Here is a 20155-nt window from a genome sequence, read left to right as displayed (position 1 = left end):
CGGGGCAGGATCGTTCAGGCGCCCACGGGCTGCGGGGAGTTGGCGTTGAGGTGGGCGAGCTGGCGCGAGACGCCCTGGGTGAGGGCGGTGCGGGGCTTCCAGCCCAGGAGGGCCACCGCCCGGGAGTTGTCGGCGAGGGTGGCCTCGACGTCGCCGGCCTGGACGGGTAGCCGGTTGACCGGCACGGGGTGGCCGGTCAGCTCTTCGACGGCGGCCAGCACGTTCAGCACGGTGGTGGTGACGCCGGTACCGATGTTGAGGACCGTCGTGCCGATCGGGGCGGTCGCGGCGGCGATGGCGGCTCGGACCACGTCGCCGACGTAGGTGAAGTCCCGGCGCTGGCTGCCCTCGCCGTAGAGGTTCAGGGCGGGTCCGCCGAGCGCCGCCGTGAGTGCGCGGCCGATCAGCATGTCATCACGCTGGCGAGGGCCGTAGACCGTGAACAGGCGAAGTGCCACCGCGGTGACGGTGGAGGTGGCCTTGCCCGCGTGGGCCAGGCAGAGCTGTTCGCCGGCGAGCTTGCTGATCGCGTACGGCGACTCGGGGCTCGGCACGATATCCTCGCCGGCCGCGTCGCCGCTCGTGGTCCCGTAGACGCTGGAGGAGGAGGCGTAGACCAGCCGGGGAACGCGGACGTCCTCGCAGGCGGCCAGTACGCGCTCGGTGGCGAAGACGTTGCAAGCGGTGTACTCGGCGAACCGCTCGCCCCAGGAACTGCGGACACCTGGCAGTGCCGCGAGGTGGAAGACCGCGTCGGCCTGCAGGAACAGTGCCGTGAGCGGGCAGGCCCTCAAGTCGGCGGCGACAAAGGTGAAGCCGGGGTGGTCGAGGGCTCCTGCCAAGTTCGCCGCCGCACCGGGGTCGGTGCGGGGGTCACGGCGGTCCACGCCGATGACGGTGGCACCCTCGCCAAGGAGGGCGTCGACCAGGTGCGAGCCGATGAAGCCGGCGGCTCCGGTGACGACCGCCCGAGACAGGGCGCGTCCTGGTGTTGCCTTGTTCTGCATTGAAGTCCCCCAAGGATCTTGCCGTTGGCGTCTGGGCCGACGGCGCCGGGCGGTCAGGCCGTGTGCGGCGTGCGCGGGTGGGTGCCGTCGAGCGCCGTGGCGTGGCTGAGGGCCGATGCGGCGAGCTGGTGCTGGACGGCCACCCCGAGCAGGGCGAGGCACAGGACGTGGCCGAGGGCCCACAGGCCGGTGAGAGCCGAGCCGATGGGGTTGCGGGCCGCACAGCGGCGTCGCCTGCCCGGTGTTCCGCTCACGATGTGGATCATCACCTTCTCCTCCGAAGCTCCCTGCGCGGACCCGCGCAGATCAAGGCGCGTGCTGCCCAGCGGTCGGCCGGTGGCGAGGCTCGTTGCCTTGGCGGCCGGGGCGTGTCGAAACCATCACGCACCGCAACCCCGACCTGGAAGGGCTGGTGATGGTCAGTCAGGTCAGGTGTTGGTCAGAATGGTCAGAATCACCCAACGGCGAAGGGGCGCACCGCAGGCTGCTGTACGTTGGCGTCGAACCTGTCAGCCGCATCGGACTTCGAGGTCACCTGTGGACGAAGGGTCTGTTCTCGGCGACTGCCTCAAGCGACTCGGCTGGTCGCCCGACAAACTGGCACGCGAGATCAACCGCGTGCGCCCGAACAGCATCAGCCCGAAAGCGCCCTATGGCTGGATCAAGGGCTCCACGCCGCGCGGCTCGCTTCCGCAGATCGTCGCGTCGATCCTCTCGCACCATCTGAGGGAGACGGTCACCGCCGAAGCCCTGTGGCCTGCGAAAGTCATCGCGCCCGGTGCCGACGGCTGGCTACAGCAGCCCTGGTCGCAGGACGGTACCTGGGAGGGGCTCGGATCATTCACGGCCGGTCCCCTCCGCTCTGGCCTCGGGGTGTCGCAGGCCCTGTCCGGCCAGGGACTCATCGGCCCGGCCGTTGACTGGCTGACGACACCGGACGAGCCGGTAGCAGGGCGGCCCAGCGGGGAGGCGATCAGCCCCCAGGCCATCGACGTTCTCGCCGATCGCGTCGCCCAGCTCCGCCGGCTCGACGATGCCCAGGGCGGCCCGCTGGTGCTGGACTGGATCACCCAAGACCTGAACTGGGCCGCACACTTGGCCCGCAACGGCACCTACGATCCGGCCATAGGGCAACGCCTCCACAGCGTGCTCGCCGAACTCGCCCAGCTGGCCGGCTGGCTCGCCTGCGACCTCGGTCGCAACGCCCTCGGCCAGCGGTATCTCCTCTTCGGACTCCGCGCCGCGCACACGGCCAACAACCGCGCGCTCGGCGCGAACATCGTCTCCTGCCTCAGCTACCAGGCCACCTGGCGCAGTGCGCACGACGAGGCGCTTCGCTTGATCAAGATCGCCCGTCAGGGCGTCGGTGGCACACCCGGCGGCGTGGTCCACGCCCTCCTCGCCACCAGGCAGGCCCGTGCTCATGCCCAGCTGGGCCAACTGGACGACTGCGCTCGGACCCTCGATGAGGCAGCCGCCCTGGCTGAGTCCGCAGCGGACAGCGGCACACCCTCGTGGGCCTACTGGGTGACACCGGCTGTCCTGGCCGCCGATGCTGGCCGCGCATGGCTCGAACTCGGCCGTCCCGAGGTCGCCGAACGCCACCTGGTGCGTGGCCTGCAGCTGTTCGGTGACGAGCAGCCCCGGAACCGGCTGCTGCACACGATTTCCCTGGCGGAAGCCCGGCTGCGGCGGCACGACCTCGACGGTGCAGCCGAGGCCACCCGCCAGGCCCTCGATCTCCGCTCGTACCTCGACTCCGGCCGCGCCAGACAGCGGATGGCCGGCCTACGCCACGGGTTCGAGCACTCCGACAGCCCATTGGCGCGCGACGTCACAGACGAGATCGGCGCCGTCCTGGCCGCGTAGCCTGGACTTCCGCACGCACCCGAGGAACCGAATGTACGTCCGCACACAGGTCCCGCTGGCTCCGCTCACCACGCTCGGCATCGGCGGCAACGCCGCAGTCCTCGCCGAGCTGACCGACCCCGCCGACTTCCCCGACGTCGTCGACCTGGCCCGTCGAGAGACTGCTCGGCCCTTGGTCCTCGGCGGCGGCAGCAACATCCTCGTGGCCGACGCCGGGTGCGGCGTGCCCGTCGTGCGCATGGCCACCCAGGGTGTGGCGTTCGAGCGCGGTGACGACGGCGAGGCGGTCACCGTCACCGTCCAGGCCGGCCACATGCTCCAGGCCCTCGTCGAGGAGACCATCTCCAACGGCCTGACCGGGATGGAGACGCTGATCGGCATCCCCGGCACGGTGGGAGCCACGCCGGTCCAGAACGTCGGCGCCTACGGGCAGGAAGTCGCGGACGTCCTCGTGCGCGTCACCGCCTGGGACTGGGTCACCGGCCGCGAGGTCACGCTCTCGGCCGAGGACTGCCGGCTGGGCCACCGCACCAGCATCTTCAAGCTCTCCACCCGCTGGACGCTCCTCACGGTGACGTTCCGGCTCCGGCGGTCCGAGCTGAGCACCCCGATCACGTACGGGATGGTCGCCAGGGTCCTCGACGTCCCCAAGGGCACGCCGGTTCTCCTTGCCGACGCGGCTGCCGCCGTGCTGACCGTGCGCCGCAGCAAGGGCATGGTTCTCGACCCCGGAGACAGCGACAACCGCAACGTCGGCAGCGTCTTCCTCAGCCCTGTCGTCGACGAGAAGCAGGCCGAGAAGCTCCGGGTCGAGCAGGCACCCGTGAACACCTTCCCCGACGGCCTGGCCAGGGTCAGCGCCAGCTGGCTGATCAAGGCCGCCGGGTTCGCCCTCGGCCAGCCGATCGCCCCGGGTATCCGGATGTCGACCAAGCACTTCACGCTCGTCGCCGAAGGCCACGCCACCGCCGGTGCGTTCGCCGAGGCATCCAGGACGGTCGCCGAGAGCGTGCAGGAGGTCACGGGAATCCAGCTGACCCCCGAGCCCGACCTCTTCGGCGACGAACCCGCGTACCTACGCCTCAAGCAGAGCGCGCTCGCTTCAGCAGCACTCTGACGGGGCTGGCCAACCCGGACGGTCGCTTCGCAGGCCTGGCCTGGCACTCCTCCCCGGTGAAGATGCTCCCTACCCGGCGGTGGCCAGGCCACCCAGGTTCAGGCCGACCGTCTTCGCTGTACGCAGTGCCGCTCGGGCACGTGCGGCACCGTTGCGGGTCACCGCTTCGCCTCCGCCGACGGTGAGCATGCGGGTCCCGAGGCCCGCACAGGGGCGGCAGATGCCCGGCTGAGGCACGGGGTCGTGACACTTGGCGCACTCGGCGTACCGGGCCGCTACCGGGCGCACAGAGGCCGGTACGGGTGGCATCTTGCGCTCCAAGCGGTTGCGCAGCACCGCCACTGGCGAGTAGACCGGGCTGGGCAGGCCGGGCAGGAGGGCAGCGGCAAGGTCGGCGCTGGTCGCGCCGCGCTCCAGCCAGTGGGCCACCAGCGGCGCAAGCGTGCGCGCTTCGGGCTCGCCGAGGTACAGGCGCGGCTCGGGCCGGATCACCCGGAACAGCGTGGCGACCGCTTCGCGGACCTGCGCGTCCGGCATCGCCGGAGCGTTGTTGGCGTCCTGGTGTTCCTCCTCCCGCCCTCCCGGCTCCTCGTCCGCCTGGTCGGCGGTCGCCTGGCCGTTCGCGGGGCCGGTGGGGAGGGAGGGTTCTTTGTGCCGGGTACTTTCAATTAGGGCGCCAGCATCACCGGTGGTCGCTTCACCGGAGACCGGACGGGTGGCACCCGGCAGCGGTGGGAGCTGCGGGGTGTCGTAGACGTGGGTCTCGGTGCGGATGGTGCCGTCGGGCATGCGGATCTTCTCGACGCGGTAGAAGCCGGCGTCGGCGAGCTCCTTCAGGGCCTTGCGGATCGCGCCGCGGCCCTGAGGGCTGGTGTCGGCCATGTGCCGACCGTCCTCGCGCCAGCCGTCGGGGCGGGAGAGGAGATCCGCGAGCAGGCCGCGGGCGGTGTAGGACAGCTGCCGGAACTGCAGCATGCAGTTGGGCAGCACCGTGAAGTTGCGCACGTGGGCGCTACGATGGACACGCATCGGGAGGTCGCACTCCTGTTGCCGGACCCCGGGGTGTTACCAGCACCGCCGGGGTCGCCTATTTTCGATTGGACCACGGAACGTAGCACGTACGCCGTCGAAGATCGACGCGAACGTCGAGCGACCACCATCACATCGCTCGACGTGACTGACGCGTAGTCAGGATGCAGGCTGTGGCTGGCTGATCTCGTCCGAGCTGCCGTCGAGCAGGCGACCCTGTGCGACGATAGGACTGCCGCGTCCGTTCGCCTCGCCGCTCTGGCGCGAAAACCTGTTGGGGCCAACCGGTTTGGCGCTGAGCGGGTGAGCCGACCTGCAGGAGATAGCTGCTCGTGCCCACCTTACGGTCAAGCAATCAAGGAAATGCTGGCCCTCTGTCGACGGCGCTGGCGCGCGCGGTCATAGCCGTGTGTCGGGACGCGCTCCATTGGCGCGACGATCTGCGGGCCATCTTCCTCGCCGCTGGGGTGTCACGCTCCCACTATGAACGTTACGACCGGCCGGAGCTGAGCAAGGCCAAGATCGCCCGCGCACTTCTCGATGACCTCGGCGAGGTGGGCGCGGCTGGCTACGGCGTCCAACGAAGGGTCGTTGAAGAGCTGTGCCAGATGAATCGGCCGCATGCAGATGCACCAGACCAACACGCCGGCAAGGAAGCTCTGGCCGAGCTGAAGCGCGAAGCTACAGCGGAGCGGATTCTCGTCAATCCCGAGCAGGCCGCTGCAGAAGCGCGGAAGGCGGCAGAGAAGCGGCGTCTGCAGGCAATTGCCGAGAGGCGGTTGGTCGTAGGCGAGTTGCGCGATGAGTTCATCGCGTTGGTGCAGATGCAGCAGGGGCAGAGCACCCAAGGCCGCGGGTACGGCCTTGAAAAGCTCCTGGTCCAGCTCTTCAAGGTTCACGATCTTGACTACCGCCCGCCGTACCGCATGGCCCGAGAGCAGATCGACGGCTCCTTCCACTTCCGCGGCTTCACCTATCTCGTCGAGGCCCGATGGCGTTCTGCGCAGCCTGACCTGGGTGATCTCCTCGACTTCAAGGGGAAGGTGGACGGGAAGCTCGATAGCACAAGGGGTGTCTTCATTTCGATGGCTGGGTTCGATCCGGACGTTCTCGACCACTTCGTACGCAACTCCCGGGGGAGTCGCAACAACATCATCATGTTCACCGGCCAGGACGTTTCCCAGCTCTTCGAGGGAAGCATCGGGTTGGTGGACGCGCTCACCAAGAAGGTTGATGCTGCCGAGCAAGAAGGGGTAGCGCTCCGAGAACTGTGAGGCGGGGCGGATCCTTACTCAAGGAGCCGCCCCTGTCCGCTCAGCTGTTCCAGATCGTTCCGGCCAGGAGGCCGTCGAAACCCAGCCCGGTCATGGCGTCATCGAAGGCGTCCCACTCGCGTTCGGGTGCGGTGAAGTGTTCGTCGAACTCGTCGCGGGTGAGATCGGGCTCGTGCCATTCAGCCGCGCAACGGCAGCGGACGAAGACTTGGCGGCGGACGTTGAGGAGGAGCCAGTCGCGGTCGGCGTCGCACTCCGGGCAGGTGATGGTGATGCCACGTAGGTCGAGGACGTTGGGGTGGGGGACGGCACGAATCACGGGGCGGTCGAAGGTGTTCCAGTCGGCGTTGGCGGGGTTGGTCACAGGCGCCTCCAGGAGTGCCGGTCGGTCGGAACGACCACAAGACACCCTGGTGCGAGAATGTTCCAAACCTGCCCAAATGACATCGAATCGACACCAACTTCCAAGGCTGAGTGCCGCCTTGCACTCGTCCGGATTGTGGTACGCCGGGTGACGTGTGTACGTGCGTCCCGCTACCTGCCCACGAGTTCGGCTGCGGTGGCGTCGACCCGTGCGACAGCCTGCTGGACGAGTTCAAGGGCCGCACCGAGCTCGGCGGGGTGATGGAAGCCGCTGGCGTTGAGCACGAAGGTGATCTGGTTCAGGTTGTTGCCGACGCGGGCCAGTTGAGTGCGGCTGCCGGCCAACTCGTCGATCGCGCGGTCGAGGCGGTCTTGCGGATCGCCGGCACTCAGGCCGCGGGCGTCGTTGAGGGTGCTGGTGGCGCAGAAGCGGGCGATCGTCTGGCTGCGGTCAGCGGCGGCTCGGCGGATCTCTTCGTATTCGGCGGCGTTGTATCGGACGGTCACTCGGTGCGGGCGCTGCTGCGGGTCACGGTGGCGGCGACGCGGTTGGCGAGTGGGGTGGCTCGGAGTGATGTCCTCAAGGCTGTCGCTCCCTTCCCCTACCTCGCTCGGCACCCCCTGGTGCCGAGCTGCCGGTGACAAGTCGAGCGCCCCCGCTCGACTTGCCGCCGGCTGTCCCGCGCCGACCGGCGAGGGACCTGCGTGGGGCCGCCTCTGGGGCGGTCCCACGCGATAGCTTGCTGCGCCAGGGGCGGTCAGTTCGGACGCGAGTCGCGGATCACCCTTGAGAGTAAGCGAGTTGAGGAGCGCTTCCAGGTCGCCGCCGGGGCTGTCGGTGTGCCCGGGGTTGGGCTGGTGGATCGTCAGAGGGGACTCCTGGGGGTGCGTGGGGAGGTGGGCGGGACCGGACCGGGCCTGGTCGGGATCACAGAGAGGGGATCCGGGTGCCTCGCGGGACGGCGCCGAGCGAGGCACCCGGGGTGAGCGGAAGTGCCGGGATCAGATGCTGGCGGCGGGACCGTCGTCGTCCGGTTCGTCCGGACGGACCATCCTCATGACCGTGGTGAGGCGTCCGTCGGACAGCGTGAGGCCCTGTGCGCGGACCGCGTCCCGGACGACGGACCGGCTCAGCCTCCCGGTGTCCGTCCACGCTCGGACGGCGATGCCGGCCAGCTCGTCCAACGACGCGCCTGCCGGTCGGCCGACGGGCCGGGGCTCCGGAACCTGTCCGGCAATTCCGCTCGGCCCCTGGCCTGCGGCTTCTTGGTCCACGGTGTCGTCGGTCCGGGAGTGCTCCGCGCGGTCTGGGTCTGTCCATGGGAGGTCCTCGCCTGCGGACGGACGGTCTGAGCGGAATTGCCCGTCCGGTTCCGGTTCCGGGTCCGGTCCCGGACAGCGGTCCCTGTCCGGTCCGTCCGCAGGCCGCAACGGTCCGGCGGTCCGGTTCGGTCCGGTCTGGTGGACCTCCACGGTCTGGTCCGGTCCGGCGGACCGTCCGTCGTCCGGAGACCGTCCGGTCTCAGAAGAGGGGACGGGGACCGAGTTGCGGACCACCGGTTCACCGTTCGACTGGACGACGGGCCGGATATGGCGGGTGGTGTGGATGCCGAGGTGGACGGCTCCAGCGAGGGCGAGAGGGGAGATGGCGGACAGAACGCCGACCGTCGTGTCGCTCAGGTGCAGGTGTCCAGCGGTGGCCAGGGCCTGCTGGTTGAGCCGGACGGCGTGGAGGGTGTTGGCCCAGATGCTGGCGGCGGTGGAGGTGCCGAACAGCAGCCACACGTACGCGCGGGCGGTGAGCGGGGCGGTTCGCAGAAGTAGAAGGGCGCGGACGCTGTAGGCGACGAACCCGTCCACGATGAGCGGGAACAGGTAGGCGAGCTGGTCGCGGATGTGGATGGCGAGGGCCATCTGGCGCAGGGCGTCGTAGGAGAGGGCGAAGCCGGCGGCAGCGAGCAGGCCGATCGCGGCGAAGTCCCAGAGGGTCACACGGCTGGTGCGGGCGGCGCGGTCCGTGGTGGGCATGTGGGTGGTGGTCCTCCTTGGGGGCGGTCGAGGTGTTGGTGGCGGTGGGCCGTTGCATCCGTATTGGGCGTCCACGGCCCTTGTCCCGGGTGGCCCTGCCCCGACCCGAGGAGCCGAATGGCGACCGTTTACGACACCTGGCACAAGACCCACCCCCGCCCCACCGACAAGCCCTGCCGTGAGCACAAGGGCAAGTACCCCACCGCCGACCACGGCAAGGGCAAGCGCTGGCAGGTCCGCTACCGCGACCCCAGTGGGGAGCAGCGCAAGCTCAACTTCACCCGGCGGACCGACGCCGACGCGGAGGCTTCGCGCCTCGACAACGACCTCAACCGCGGGGCCTACATCGACCCCGCGCTCGGCAAGGAGACGTTCCGTGAGGTCGGCGAGCGATGGCGCGCGAGCGCCGTCCACGGGTCGAGCACCGTAGAGCGCGTCGACCGGGCGCTTCGCCTGCACGTCTACCCGATCCTCGGCGACGGGGCCATCGCGGGCTTCAAGACCTCGGAGATCCAGGCGTGGGTCAAGGACCGCTCGAAGGTCCTGGCGCCGTCGACCCTGCGGGTGCACTACAGCTACGTGACCGCGATCTTTCGCGTAGCGGAGCTCGACCGCCAGATCCCGTTCAACCCGACGAAGGGGGTGAAACTGCCGCCTCCGCCGCGCAAGGAGATCGTCCCGCTCGCCGTCGAGGTCGTGGCGGCCCTGGTCGACGCCGCTCCCGGCTGGTACCGGGTGCTACTGCTCCTGGCGGCGGCCTCGGGGCTGCGGCAAGGCGAGCTGTTCGGGCTTGAGCCGGCGCACATCGACTTCAAGCGCGGCACGGTCCAGGTGAAGCAGCAGGTGGTCAGCCCTGATCGGGGCGAGCCCTACCTCGCGCCGCCGAAGACCCACGAGAGCTACCGGACGGTCCCGGTGGCCAAGCCCGCGATGGACGCGCTGGCGGCGCACCTGGAGAAGTACCCGGCTCGCCGGGTCGATATCGAGGACCGCACCGCCCCGCGCCCCTCCAAGTGGAAGCGGCGGAAGGCGCTGCTCGTCTTCACCAACGAGCGCGGCGAGGCGATCCGCCGCGCGGCCTGGGCCTCGGTGTGGGAGACCCTCGTGCGGGTGGCCGACAAGGCCCTGCGGAAGCAGTACGAGGGCGCGCTCAAGAGCTGGGAGCGACGAGGCCGGCCGGACGACGCGGAGCCGACGCTCCGTCAGGTGCCGGACGACGCCACGATGCACGACCTCCGGCACTTCTACGCCTCGGTGCTGATCAAGCACCGCGAGAGCGTCAAGACGGTGCAGAAGCGTCTCGGACACGCCAAGCCGTCGATCACGCTCAACACCTACACGCACCTGTGGCCGGACGAGGAGGACACAACGAGGGCTGCGATCGAGGCTGTCTTCAGTAGCGCACCCTCGATGTGCCTCCCCGGGCCAAGGCGTTGAGTTGTGGGGCGGCGCTCGCACGGTAGGTATCCGGCCGCGCAACGGGTGGCCGTCGTTTAGACGTGCACCATCTACCACAGAGCCGTCGTGCAGCGTGGGGTCATTCCTCGAACGTAAGTCCTTGGTAGGTCACCTGGCTTGACATCAGGGCGCGTTGTCAGTTGCTTCCCCTACCGTGCGAGATGGAGTGTTCAACTCGACGAGGAGGACTGCCATGGCCGAGCAACTGCGCCGGAACTACAGCAACGCCACTGTGGCCGCGCTGATGACCCTGGCCCGAGGCGGGTGCTACGCGCCGCGCTGCGGGGCGCCGACAGTGCGCGTCATCGACGGGGAGCCGATGCTGAATCTCGACATCGCGCACATCCGAGCCCTCAAGCCGGAGGGGAAGCGGTTCGACGCGACGTGGACCCTGGAGCAGAGGAACAGCTTCGCCAACTTGTTGCTGCTGTGCAACGTGCACCACAAGCGGGTCGACGGCGCAGGCGGAGAGAACTACACCGTGGAGATCCTTGAGGAGTGGAAGCGCGTTCGTGAGGCGGACGGACGAGATGCCCTGGCGGGACTGAGCGGTCTGACCGAGGCACGGCTGGTGGAGATGATCTACGAAGCGCAGGAAGCGTACGTCGAGCGGATCGGTCCCCTTCTGGGGAGCATCGCGAAGGAGATGCCAGAACTGGCGTCCCTGATGAAGGTCCTCAGGGCGGACCTGGAGGTGCTGCGCGGAAGCCGGCTGGGGGTCTCCGAGGACACGGCTTGGATGCTCCACGAGGCCAGCAACGGGCTCCAGCACCTTCAGGACAACGCCCCTTGGCTGCATGAGGCCAGCCGTGACCTGCGCCACCTTCAGGACAATGCTCCGCTGCTCGCGAATGCCGTCAGCACCCTCTCGCGGCTGGCTGATCTGCCGTCGTCGCTGAGCTCGGCTGCCAGCGACGTTCGGAGGGCGGCTGCGGCGTTGGCAGACGCAAAGTACTGACGGTCCCGGGCGCGACGCGGAATCGATCGAGGTGTCGATGACTGACTCGACGCCCACGCCGCTGGTCAGAATCCGACCCTTCTCGACAAGGGCACAACGAGGGTCATCGGCGGCGGTTGTTCCCGCCGAAGTGCCCTCGTTGTGCCCTGTGGCCATCTAGAGCCTGCGTTTCCGCAGGTCAGCGGCATCGACTAGCGGTAGTTGACGAACTGGATCGCGAAGTCCAGGTCCTTGCCCTTGAGGAGCGCCTGCACGGCCTGCAGGTCGTCACGGCTCTTCGAGCTGACCCGCAGCTCGTCGCCCTGGACCTGGGCCTTCACGCCCTTGGGGCCCTCATCGCGGATGATCTTCGCGACCTTCTTGGCATCGTCCTGGGAGATGCCCTCCTTCACGTCCGCGAAGATCTTGTACTCCTTGCCGGACAGCTGCGGCTCCTTGGCGTCCAGAGCCTTCAGCGACAGCCCGCGCTTGATGAACTTGCTCTGCAGCACGTCCAGCACGGCCTTCACGCGCTCCTCGCCGCTGGCCTTCATCTCGATCGTTTCGCCGGAGCGGCTGATGTCGGCGCCGACGTTCTTGAAGTCGAAGCGGGTGGCGATCTCGCGGGAGGTCTGGTTGATCGCGTTGTCGACCTCCTGCCACTCGACCTTCGAGACGATGTCGAAACTGGAGTCGGCCATGGGTGTTGGTCTCCTTGATGCTGTGGCTTCACTGGCACGGCCCGCCCCACCGGGCGACCGCCGCCCCAGCCTATCCAGCACCACCCCGCCGCTGCCCGCGACGAGCGCACCGCGCGCCTTGATCATCACGTGACCAACCGAGTGGCGAACCACCCCCTGGCATCGGGTATCGTTTACGGAGTCGAGCGGGGGAAGCCCCGCGAGACACCAATCCTGGCTGGTTGCCCGAGCGGCCAAAGGGAGCAGACTGTAAATCTGTCGCGCAAGCTACGCAGGTTCGAACCCTGCACCAGCCACTGGATTACCAGACCGGCCCCGAACAGCGGAAACGCTGTTCGGGGCCGGTTCTGTTTTGGGGGGTCAGGGGGTGGCGAGGAGGAGGGTGGTGGCGGCGGGGGTGTCGGGGGCGGTGTAGGTGGGGGTGGGGTGGGACGGGGGGAGTGGCGGGGGCGGGGCCGGGGTGATCCAGATGGAGCGCAGGCCGACGGCGTGGGCGCCCCGGAGGTCGGTGGCGGGGTTGTTGCCGACCATCCAGGCGTCGGGGGTGAGGGTGCGGCCGAGGCGGGCGGCGGCGAGGTGGAAGATCTCGGGGGCGGGCTTGCGGGCGCCGGCCTCCTCGGAGACGCAGACGGCGTCGACGGCCGGGAGCAGGCCGGTGCGGGCGAGTTTGGCGCGCTGGATGTCGGTGCAGCCGTTGGTGACGACGGCGATGGCCCAGCCGGCCTCGCGGAGGGCGGCGAGGGCGGCGGGGACGCCGGGGATCAGGTGGGTGCGGGCGGCCTCGTGGGCGACGTGTTCCTCCCAGAGGGTCTCGCCGGAGTGCGGGAGGCCGTAGGCGGCGGCGATCCGGGCGAAGCCGGCGGGGGAGCGGTCGGCGAGGAAGAGGTCGAAGACGGCGGGGGCGGCTTCGGCGGGGAGCCCGTGGGTGGCGCAGAAGACCGGGGTCCAGGCGTCGGAGGCGCCGTCGCGCTCGACCAGGGTGTGGTCCAGGTCGATCAGGAGCAGGGGCGGAGGGTGGTCGGACATGCGCGGAGAGTAGCGCACGGGAGGGGGTGCGCTGGGGGTGGCCTTATTGCGTATTACTTGCAATTACCCTCATCAAGCAGCAGAGTGTCATCAGGGGCGGTCGGACCGTTCGGCCTTTCCGCTGAGACGTTCCGGACGTGCCGAGGTGCGCCGGAGTCCTCCGTGTGAGCTGATCGTCTTCCCAACCGGCGCCCGCCGGGACACCGGTCCGCCCGCCCCCGCACTTCCCCCGCACCTGCCCCACCTGCCCGCACCGGCGCCGATGCGGCGCCCGTCAAAGGGGCGTCAAGAGTGCGTGCCGGGGCGTCAGGAACCCGTAGGGGCGGGGGGTGCGGGGAGGAACGGCCCGCAGGATCGGGAGCACTGCCCGACCGCGGAGGTTCCGTCCGATGTCCAGCTCCGTCACCCCGGCGCTCACCGCCGAGCCCGTGCCGCCCGATACCGGCCGGGAGGCGCCCGGGGCCCCGGACGAGCGCCACCGTCTCTCCGTGCTCGGCGGACTGGCCGCGCTGTCGTTGGACGCGATGGCCTCGGTGGCGTACGGGCCGGAGTCGATCGTGCTGGCGCTGGCCGCGGCCGGGGCGTACGGGCTGGGCTTCACGCTGCCGGTGACGGTGGTGATCGCGGTGCTGCTGGCGGTGCTGGTGGCCTCGTACCGGCAGGTGATCGCGGCCTTCCCGGACGGCGGCGGCTCGTACGCGGTGGCCAAGGCACACCTGGGGCGGCGGACCGCGCTGACCGCCGCGGCGTCGCTCGTCGTCGACTACGTGCTGAACGTGGCGGTCTCGGTGACGGCCGGGGTGGCGGCGCTGACCTCGGCGGTGCCGGGGCTGTACGGCGAGCGGGTCTGGCTCTGCCTGGGCGTGCTGGCGCTGGTCACCGCGGTGAACCTGCGCGGGATCGCCGAGTCCGCCCGCTGGTTCCTGGCGCCGACGGCCGTGTTCGTGCTCTCGATCCTGACGATCGTGGTGGTCGGCCTGTTCCGGGACGCTCCGGTGAGCACGGCCGCCGCCGAGGGGCACGCGTCCGTGCCGGCGGACAACGCCACCACCGTGGGTGCGCTGCTGCTGCTCAAGGCCTTCGCGGCCGGCTGCTCGGCGCTGACCGGCGTGGAGGCCGTGGCGAACGCCGTCCCCTCCTTCCGCGCGCCCGGCGTGAAGCGTGCACAGCGCACCGAGGTTGCGCTCGGCGCGCTGCTCGGCGTGATGCTGATCGGACTGGCCGTGCTGATCGGCCGCTTCCACCTGCAGCCGGTCGAGGGCGTCACGGTGCTCGCCCAGCTCGCGGACGCCTCCCTCGGCCACGGCGCCGGCTTCTACCTGGTCCAGTTCGCCACCGTGGTCCTGCTCGGGCTCGCCGCCAACACCTCCTTCGGCGGCCTGCCCGTCCTGCTCCACCTGCTCGCCCGCGACAACCACCTCCCGCACGTCTTCGCGCTGCGCGCCGACCGTCAGGTGCACCGGCACGGCGTCCTCTTCCTCGCGGCGGTCTCGACGGTGCTGCTGGTCGGCTCGGGCGGGGACGTCAACAGCCTGGTGCCGCTGTTCGCGATCGGTGTGTTCGTCGGATTCACGATCTGCCAGGTCGGCATGGTCCGGCACTGGTGCCGGGAGAAGCCCGCCCACTGGCGGGCGAAGGCCGCCCTGAACGGCTTCGGCGCCCTGCTCACCGGTACCGCCGCCCTGGTCGTCACCGGCACCAGGTTCACCGAGGGCGCCTGGGGCATCTGCCTGGCCCTGCCCCTGCTGGTCCTCCTCTTCGAGGCCGTCCACCGCGCCTACGCCCGCATCGGTCGGCGCCTCGAACTCGGCCGCATACCCGGACCCCTCACCCCGCAGCGCAGCCTGGTCGTCGTCCCGGTCGCCGCGATCACCCGTCTCACCCGGGACGGCCTCTCCGCCGCGCTGTCGCTCGGCGACGAGGTGATCGCCGTCACCGTCGCCCACGACGCCGCCGCCACCGAGGCGCTGCGCCGGGACTGGGAGCTCTGGCGGCCGGGCGTGCCGCTGGTGGAGGTCGCGGACGCGCACCGCCGCCTCGGCCCGCCGATCGCCGACTTCGTCAACACCCTCGCCGCCGAGCACGCCTACGACCGCCTCACCGTCCTGATCCCCGAGGTGGAGCCGGTCCGGCCCTGGCGGCGGGCGCTGCAGAACCGGCGCGGCGCCGTGATCGACCGGGCCCTGCGCCGCCACACCGACGCGGTGGTCTGCCGGCTCCGGATGCGGATGTAGTTCGGCTCCGGATACGGGCGTAGGGCTGTCCGATATAGACCGATAAGAGAAGAAGATTCGGGCCGATCGTCATATCTTGACGATGTCTTAACGGCCCCGCCCGGCGCCCTCGAAACGTCGCCACCGGGCCCGGCGCGCCCCGCCCTCAGCGGCTCCGACCTGCGGAAACACCCCGCCCATCGGGCGTGTCGGGCGCTTCGGAACGCTCCGCGACGGCCCATTGCGCGCCCGTTCGGCGCCCTTACGCTCGCCCATGTGTTCAACGTGCCCCAGGCGCTCAAGCGCCTAGTGATCGGCAGAGCCATGCGCAGCGAGGAGCTGGGCGAGACGCTGCTCCCCAAGCGGCTGGCGCTGCCGATCTTCGCTTCCGACCCGCTCTCCTCGGTCGCCTACGCGACCCAGGAGATCCTGCTGGTGCTCACCGTCGGTGGCACCGCGTTCCTGTACCTGACCCCGTGGGTCGCGGCCGGCGTGGTCGCCCTGATGGCGGTCGTGGTGATGTCCTACCGCCAGGTCGTGCACGCCTACCCGAGCGGCGGAGGCTCGTACGAGGTGGTGTCCCGCAACCTCGGCGCCAACTCCGGCCTGGTGGTGGCCGCTTCGCTGCTGGTCGACTATGTGATGACGGTCGCGGTGTCGGTGGCCTCCGGTGTCGACAACATCATCTCGGCGCTGCCCTCGCTGGCCGACCACCGGGTCGAGCTGGCGATCGGATTCGTCGTCCTGCTCGCGGCGATGAACCTGCGCGGGGTCCGGGAGTCGGGCAAGGCGTTCGCGGCGCCGACGTACCTGTTCATCGGCGGCATCCTGCTGATGGTGGTCACCGGCCTGATCAAGGCGGTGTTCGGGGAGACCCCGGTGGCGGCCAGCGCCGCGTACGGGGTGCTGCCGGTGGACGGCAAGGACACCCTGGCCGGTCTGGGCCTGCTGATGCTCGGCCTGCGGGCGTTCGCCTCCGGCTGCACGGCACTGACCGGCGTGGAGGCGATCTCCAACGGGGTGCCGGCGTTCCGCGCGCCCAAGTCGAAGAACGCCGCCGCCACGATGGCCGTGATGGGCACCACGGCCGTGGTCATGTTCGTCGGCATCACCGCGCTGGCCCTGATGGCGAAGGTGCACATCACCGACGACGCCTGCCAGCTGACCGGCTTCGCCGGGGACTGCCACACCGCTCCGCAGCAGACCGTGATCGCCCAGCTGGCGGCCGCGATCTTCGGCGGGGACCAGAGCGTCCTCTTCTACTTCATCCAGGCCGTCACCGCGCTGGTGCTGATCCTGGCGGCCAACACCGCGTTCAACGGGTTCCCGCTGCTGGCCTCGATCCTGGCCGAGCACCGCTACCTGCCCCGGCAGATGCACACCCGCGGCGACCGCCTCGCCTTCTCCAACGGCATCATCGCGCTCGCGGTGGTGGCCGGCGGGCTGCTCTGGCTGTACGACGCGGACGTCACCAGCCTGATCCACCTCTACATCCTGGGCGTCTTCACCTCCTTCACGCTCTCCCAGATCGGGATGGTGAAGCACTGGAACCGCGTCCTCGGCACCGAGACCGACCCGGCCGTGCGCGGCTCGGCACAGCGGTCCCGGGTGATCAACGCCTTCGGTGCGGTGACCACCGCGCTGGTGCTGGTGATCGTGCTGCTGACCAAGTTCACCCAGGGCGCCTGGCTGGCCGTGGTCGCCGCCGCCCTGCTCTGGGTGATGATGCGCGGCATCCGCCGGCACTACGACGGCGTGGCCGCGGAGCTGGCGGTGGACGACCCCGAGGCGGAGTCGGTGCGGCCGTCCCGGGTGCACGGGATCGTGCTGGTCTCCAAGCTGCACAAGCCCACACTGCGGGCGCTCGGCTACGCGCAGGCGTTCCGGCCGGACTCGCTGGAGGCGCTGACGGTCTCGGTGGAGAACGACGCCACCGCCGAACTGGAGCGGCAGTGGGAGGAGTTGGACGTCCAGGTGCCGCTCAGGGTGCTGGCGTCGCCCTACCGGGAGATCACCAAGCCGGTGCTGCAGTACGTGCGGGAGTACCGCCGGAGCAGCCCGCGGGAGGCGGTCGCGGTCTTCATCCCCGAGTACGTGGTCGGGCGCTGGTGGGAGCACCTGCTGCACAACCAGTCGGCGCTCTGGCTGAAGAGCCGGCTGCTGTTCACCGCGGGGGTGATGGTGATCAGCGTGCCGTGGCAGCTCACCTCCTCCAGCCGGGCGCACCGTCCCTCCGGCCGGGCACCCGGCGCGGTCCGGCGGGGTGAGCCGAAGACGCGGTCGGAGTACGAGAAGCTCCCGGCACCCGAGAACGCCTGACGCCGACCCACCGAGAGCCCCGGGCACCCACGCCCGGGGCTCTCGGCATGCCCGAGCACACCCGGACGCACCTCGGCGCCGTCCCGCGACCGTCCCCGCGCCGGCCCGCAGCCGTCCGGAGCCGTCCCCGAGCCGCCTACCGACGGCCCCCCGTATGGACCCCGTCAACAATCGAACGGGCCGCGTATGGAGGCCGTCAAGAGCGGCGGTAACGGCCCGTGAACGCGGTTGGCTGGCATCGCCGGCCCGCCGCCGGTGCCGCACCGAGCCCGTCGGGCCGGGGCTGCGGCCACCTCCGAACCACCGTGGTGGAGCCCATGTCCGATCTCATCTACGTCGGTGTCACCGTCGTCGTGTTCGCCGTCATCGCCCTGATCGCGCGGGGGGTGGAGAAGCTGTGAGCGCCGAGAACGTCGCAGGTCTCATCGTCGCCGTCGCCCTCGTCGGCTACCTCGTCGTGGCGCTGATCTACCCGGAGAAGTTCTGACATGAGCTCCACTCTTGCGGGCTGGCTGCAGTTCCTGGCGCTGGTGGGCGCCCTGGTGCTGTGCTACCGCCCCCTGGGCGACTACATCGCCCGTATCCTCACCTCCTCGAAGCACCTGAGAGTCGAGCGCGGTCTGTACCGGGTGATCGGCGTGGACGGCGACGCCGACCAGCGCTGGCCGGTCTACCTGCGGTCGGTGCTGGCCTTCTCGGCCGTCTCGGTCCTCTTCCTCTACGGCCTGATCCGGCTGCAGCAGCACCTGCTGCTGAGCCTCGGGGTCGAGCAGATGGCGGGGCACCAGGCGTGGAACACCGCGATCTCGTTCGTCACCAACACCAACTGGCAGTCCTACAGCGGTGAGTCCGCGATGGGGCACCTGGTGCAGATGGCGGGCCTGGCGGTGCAGAACTTCGTCTCCGCCGCCGTCGGCATCGCGATCGTGGCGGCGCTGATCCGCGGGTTCACCCGCAACCGCACCGACCGGCTGGGCAACTTCTGGGTGGACCTCACCCGCGTCTCGCTGCGCCTGCTGCTGCCGGTCTCGGTCGTGTTCGCGCTCGCGCTGGTGGCGACCGGTGTGGTGCAGAACTTCCACGGCTTCCACGAGGTCGCCACCCTGGCCGGCGACCCGCAGTCGATCCCGGGCGGGCCGGTGGCCTCGCAGGAGGTCATCAAGGAGCTGGGCACCAACGGTGGCGGCTTCTTCAACGGCAACTCGGCCCACCCGTTCGAGAACCCGACCGGGCTGAGCAACTTCCTGGAGATCTTCCTCATCCTGCTGATCCCGTTCGCGCTGCCGCGGGCGTTCGGCCGGATGGTCGGTGACAACCGCCAGGGCTACGCCATCGCGTCCGTCATGGCGATCTTCTGGGTGGCGTCGGTGGCGTTGATCACCTTCTTCGAGTCGCAGCACTCGGGTGCGGCGATGAGCGCGGCCGGCGGGGCGATGGAGGGCAAGGAGCAGCGGTTCGGCATCGCGGCGTCCGGCTTGTTCGCGGCGTCGACGACGCTGACCTCGACCGGTGCGGTCAACTCCTTCCACGACTCGTTCACGCCGTTCGGCGGCGGGATCACGATGTTCAACATGATGCTGGGCGAGATCGCGCCCGGCGGGGTGGGTTCCGGTCTCTACGGGATGCTGATCCTGGCGATCGTCGCGGTCTTCGTGGCCGGTCTGATGGTCGGCCGTACCCCGGAGTACCTGGGCAAGAAGCTCGGCGGCCGGGAGATGAAGTTCGCCTCCCTCTACATCCTGACCACGCCGACGATCGTGCTGGTGGGTACGGGTGTCGCGATGGCACTGCCGGGCGAGCGGGCCGGGATGCTCAACTCGGGCGCCCACGGCTTCTCCGAGGTGCTGTACGCCTTCACCTCGGCGGCGAACAACAACGGCTCGGCGTTCGCCGGTGTCACGGTGAACACCGACTGGTACGACACGGCGCTGGGCCTGGCGATGGTGTTCGGCCGGTTCCTGCCGATGGTCTTCGTCCTGGCGCTGGCCGGCGCGCTCGCCCGCCAGCAGCCCGTCCCGGCCACCCCGGGCACCCTGCCCACCCACAAGCCGCTGTTCGTGGGCCTGCTGTCGGGCGTCGTCCTGATCGTCGTCGGTCTCACCTACTTCCCGGCCCTGGCCCTCGGGCCGATCGCGGAAGGTCTCTCCTGATGTCGTCCACCCTTACCGACAAGCCGGCCGCCCAGCCGGAGGCGCCCGCCGCGGCGCCGCACAGAGTGGCCAGCGGACTGCTGGACCCGAAGCTGATCGTCGCCTCGCTGCCCGACGCGGTGAAGAAGCTCGACCCCCGGGTGATGGTCAAGAACCCGGTGATGTTCGTGGTCGAGGTCGGCTCGGTGGTCACCACCGTCGCCGCGATAGCCGATCCGAGCGTCTTCGCCTGGTCGATCACCGTCTGGCTCTGGCTGACCACGGTCTTCGCCAACCTGGCGGAGGCCGTGGCCGAGGGCCGCGGCAAGGCGCAGGCAGACACGCTGCGCAAGACCAAGACCGACACCATGGCCCGCCGCCTCACCGACTGGCCGAAGAGCCGGGCGGAGGAGGAGGTCTCCGGCACCGCGCTGCGGCTGGGCGACCACGTGGTGGTCGAGGCCGGGCAGATCATCCCGGGCGACGGCGACGTCGTCGAGGGCGTCGCGAGCGTGGACGAGTCGGCGATCACGGGTGAGTCCGCGCCGGTGATCCGCGAGTCGGGCGGCGACCGCTCGGCCGTGACCGGTGGCACCAAGGTGCTCTCCGACCGGATCGTGGTGAAGATCTCCTCCGAGCCCGGCAAGACCTTCATCGACCGGATGATCGCCCTGGTCGAGGGCGC

General features: G+C 70.0%; 17 protein-coding genes, 1 tRNA gene and 1 pseudogene. 11 read left to right on the top strand and 8 right to left on the bottom strand.

Going from position 1 to position 20155, the window contains the following annotated elements:
• Window positions 1-14 precede the first annotated feature (14 nt).
• Complete coding sequence (locus tag ACIPSC_RS17150; RefSeq protein ID WP_400826488.1) at window positions 15-1007, bottom strand: NAD-dependent epimerase/dehydratase family protein; 993 nt, start codon at window positions 1005-1007, stop codon at window positions 15-17.
• A 53-nt stretch (window positions 1008-1060) separates the two neighbouring features.
• Complete coding sequence (locus tag ACIPSC_RS17145) at window positions 1061-1273, bottom strand: hypothetical protein (RefSeq protein ID WP_400826487.1); 213 nt, start codon at window positions 1271-1273, stop codon at window positions 1061-1063.
• Window positions 1274-1544: 271 nt separating this feature from the next.
• Here ACIPSC_RS17145 and ACIPSC_RS17140 point away from each other — a divergent pair, with 271 nt between their 5' ends.
• Together ACIPSC_RS17140 and ACIPSC_RS17135 are read left to right on the top strand one after the other, a co-directional pair.
• Window positions 1545-2876: a hypothetical protein gene (locus ACIPSC_RS17140; protein WP_400826486.1), complete on the top strand. Its 1332-nt coding sequence runs from the start codon at window positions 1545-1547 to the stop codon at window positions 2874-2876.
• A 31-nt stretch (window positions 2877-2907) separates the two neighbouring features.
• Window positions 2908-3993, top strand: a complete 1086-nt coding sequence (locus ACIPSC_RS17135) for a UDP-N-acetylmuramate dehydrogenase (RefSeq protein ID WP_400826484.1) — start codon at window positions 2908-2910, stop codon at window positions 3991-3993.
• Window positions 3994-4062: 69 nt separating this feature from the next.
• Here the strand turns inward: ACIPSC_RS17135 and ACIPSC_RS17130 are convergent, their stop codons facing one another.
• Window positions 4063-5022 carry a hypothetical protein gene (locus tag ACIPSC_RS17130; RefSeq protein WP_400826482.1) on the bottom strand — a complete coding sequence of 320 codons (960 nt, stop codon included), beginning with the start codon at window positions 5020-5022 and terminating at the stop codon, window positions 4063-4065.
• 332 nt (window positions 5023-5354) lie between these two features.
• Between ACIPSC_RS17130 and ACIPSC_RS17125 the strand changes: the two genes are divergently transcribed.
• On the top strand, window positions 5355-6296 hold the full coding sequence (locus tag ACIPSC_RS17125) for a hypothetical protein (protein ID WP_400826480.1): 942 nt from the start codon (window positions 5355-5357) through the stop codon (window positions 6294-6296).
• 40 nt (window positions 6297-6336) lie between these two features.
• Here the strand turns inward: ACIPSC_RS17125 and ACIPSC_RS17120 are convergent, their stop codons facing one another.
• From ACIPSC_RS17120 to ACIPSC_RS17110, 3 genes are all read right to left on the bottom strand, one after another.
• Window positions 6337-6660 carry a hypothetical protein gene (locus ACIPSC_RS17120; protein WP_400826478.1) on the bottom strand — a complete coding sequence of 108 codons (324 nt, stop codon included), beginning with the start codon at window positions 6658-6660 and terminating at the stop codon, window positions 6337-6339.
• 170 nt (window positions 6661-6830) lie between these two features.
• Window positions 6831-7277: a plasmid mobilization protein gene (locus ACIPSC_RS17115; RefSeq protein WP_400826477.1), complete on the bottom strand. Its 447-nt coding sequence runs from the start codon at window positions 7275-7277 to the stop codon at window positions 6831-6833.
• 384 nt (window positions 7278-7661) lie between these two features.
• On the bottom strand, window positions 7662-8687 hold the full coding sequence (locus ACIPSC_RS17110; RefSeq protein ID WP_400826476.1) for a DUF2637 domain-containing protein: 1026 nt from the start codon (window positions 8685-8687) through the stop codon (window positions 7662-7664).
• Between the two features lie 117 nt (window positions 8688-8804).
• On the opposite strand from ACIPSC_RS17110, the gene ACIPSC_RS17105 reads away from it, so the two are divergent.
• Together ACIPSC_RS17105 and ACIPSC_RS17100 are read left to right on the top strand one after the other, a co-directional pair.
• Window positions 8805-10124, top strand: a complete 1320-nt coding sequence (locus ACIPSC_RS17105) for a tyrosine-type recombinase/integrase (RefSeq protein ID WP_400826474.1) — start codon at window positions 8805-8807, stop codon at window positions 10122-10124.
• A 214-nt stretch (window positions 10125-10338) separates the two neighbouring features.
• Window positions 10339-11103, top strand: coding sequence for a hypothetical protein (locus tag ACIPSC_RS17100; RefSeq protein WP_400826472.1), 765 nt, complete (start codon window positions 10339-10341; stop codon window positions 11101-11103).
• A 191-nt stretch (window positions 11104-11294) separates the two neighbouring features.
• Here the strand turns inward: ACIPSC_RS17100 and ACIPSC_RS17095 are convergent, their stop codons facing one another.
• Window positions 11295-11783: a YajQ family cyclic di-GMP-binding protein gene (locus ACIPSC_RS17095; protein WP_400826470.1), complete on the bottom strand. Its 489-nt coding sequence runs from the start codon at window positions 11781-11783 to the stop codon at window positions 11295-11297.
• A 215-nt stretch (window positions 11784-11998) separates the two neighbouring features.
• On the opposite strand from ACIPSC_RS17095, the gene ACIPSC_RS17090 reads away from it, so the two are divergent.
• Window positions 11999-12079: transfer RNA gene (locus tag ACIPSC_RS17090), tRNA-Tyr, on the top strand.
• 64 nt (window positions 12080-12143) lie between these two features.
• Here the strand turns inward: ACIPSC_RS17090 and ACIPSC_RS17085 are convergent.
• The gene (locus tag ACIPSC_RS17085; protein WP_400826468.1) at window positions 12144-12809 is read right to left on the bottom strand and encodes an HAD family hydrolase; all 666 of its coding nucleotides are present in this window, start codon (window positions 12807-12809) and stop codon (window positions 12144-12146) included.
• Window positions 12810-13198: 389 nt separating this feature from the next.
• Here ACIPSC_RS17085 and ACIPSC_RS17080 point away from each other — a divergent pair, with 389 nt between their 5' ends.
• The 5 genes and pseudogenes from ACIPSC_RS17080 to ACIPSC_RS17060 form a co-directional block, all read left to right on the top strand.
• Window positions 13199-15043, top strand: coding sequence for an APC family permease (locus ACIPSC_RS17080; RefSeq protein ID WP_400826466.1), 1845 nt, complete (start codon window positions 13199-13201; stop codon window positions 15041-15043).
• Between the two features lie 303 nt (window positions 15044-15346).
• Entirely contained in the window at window positions 15347-17341 is a 1995-nt protein-coding gene (locus tag ACIPSC_RS17075; RefSeq protein ID WP_400826819.1) for an APC family permease, read from the top strand.
• A gap of 397 nt (window positions 17342-17738) precedes the next feature.
• Window positions 17739-17828: a K(+)-transporting ATPase subunit F gene (gene kdpF, locus ACIPSC_RS17070; RefSeq protein WP_238863773.1), complete on the top strand. Its 90-nt coding sequence runs from the start codon at window positions 17739-17741 to the stop codon at window positions 17826-17828.
• A 1-nt stretch (window position 17829) separates the two neighbouring features.
• Window positions 17830-19491 (top strand): potassium-transporting ATPase subunit KdpA, encoded by a 1662-nt coding sequence (gene kdpA / locus ACIPSC_RS17065; protein WP_400826465.1) that lies wholly within the window; start codon window positions 17830-17832, stop codon window positions 19489-19491.
• A pseudogene (locus tag ACIPSC_RS17060) lies at window positions 19491-20155 on the top strand (potassium-transporting ATPase subunit B); the annotation flags it as partial. The gene kdpA and the pseudogene ACIPSC_RS17060, both read left to right, overlap by 1 nt.

Origin of the sequence: Kitasatospora sp. NPDC090091 (genome assembly GCF_044747365.1) — a bacterium.
Taxonomy (GTDB): domain Bacteria; phylum Actinomycetota; class Actinomycetes; order Streptomycetales; family Streptomycetaceae; genus Kitasatospora.
Note: the sequence above shows the minus strand (reverse complement) of the source record. Positions and strands in the feature narration are given on the sequence as shown.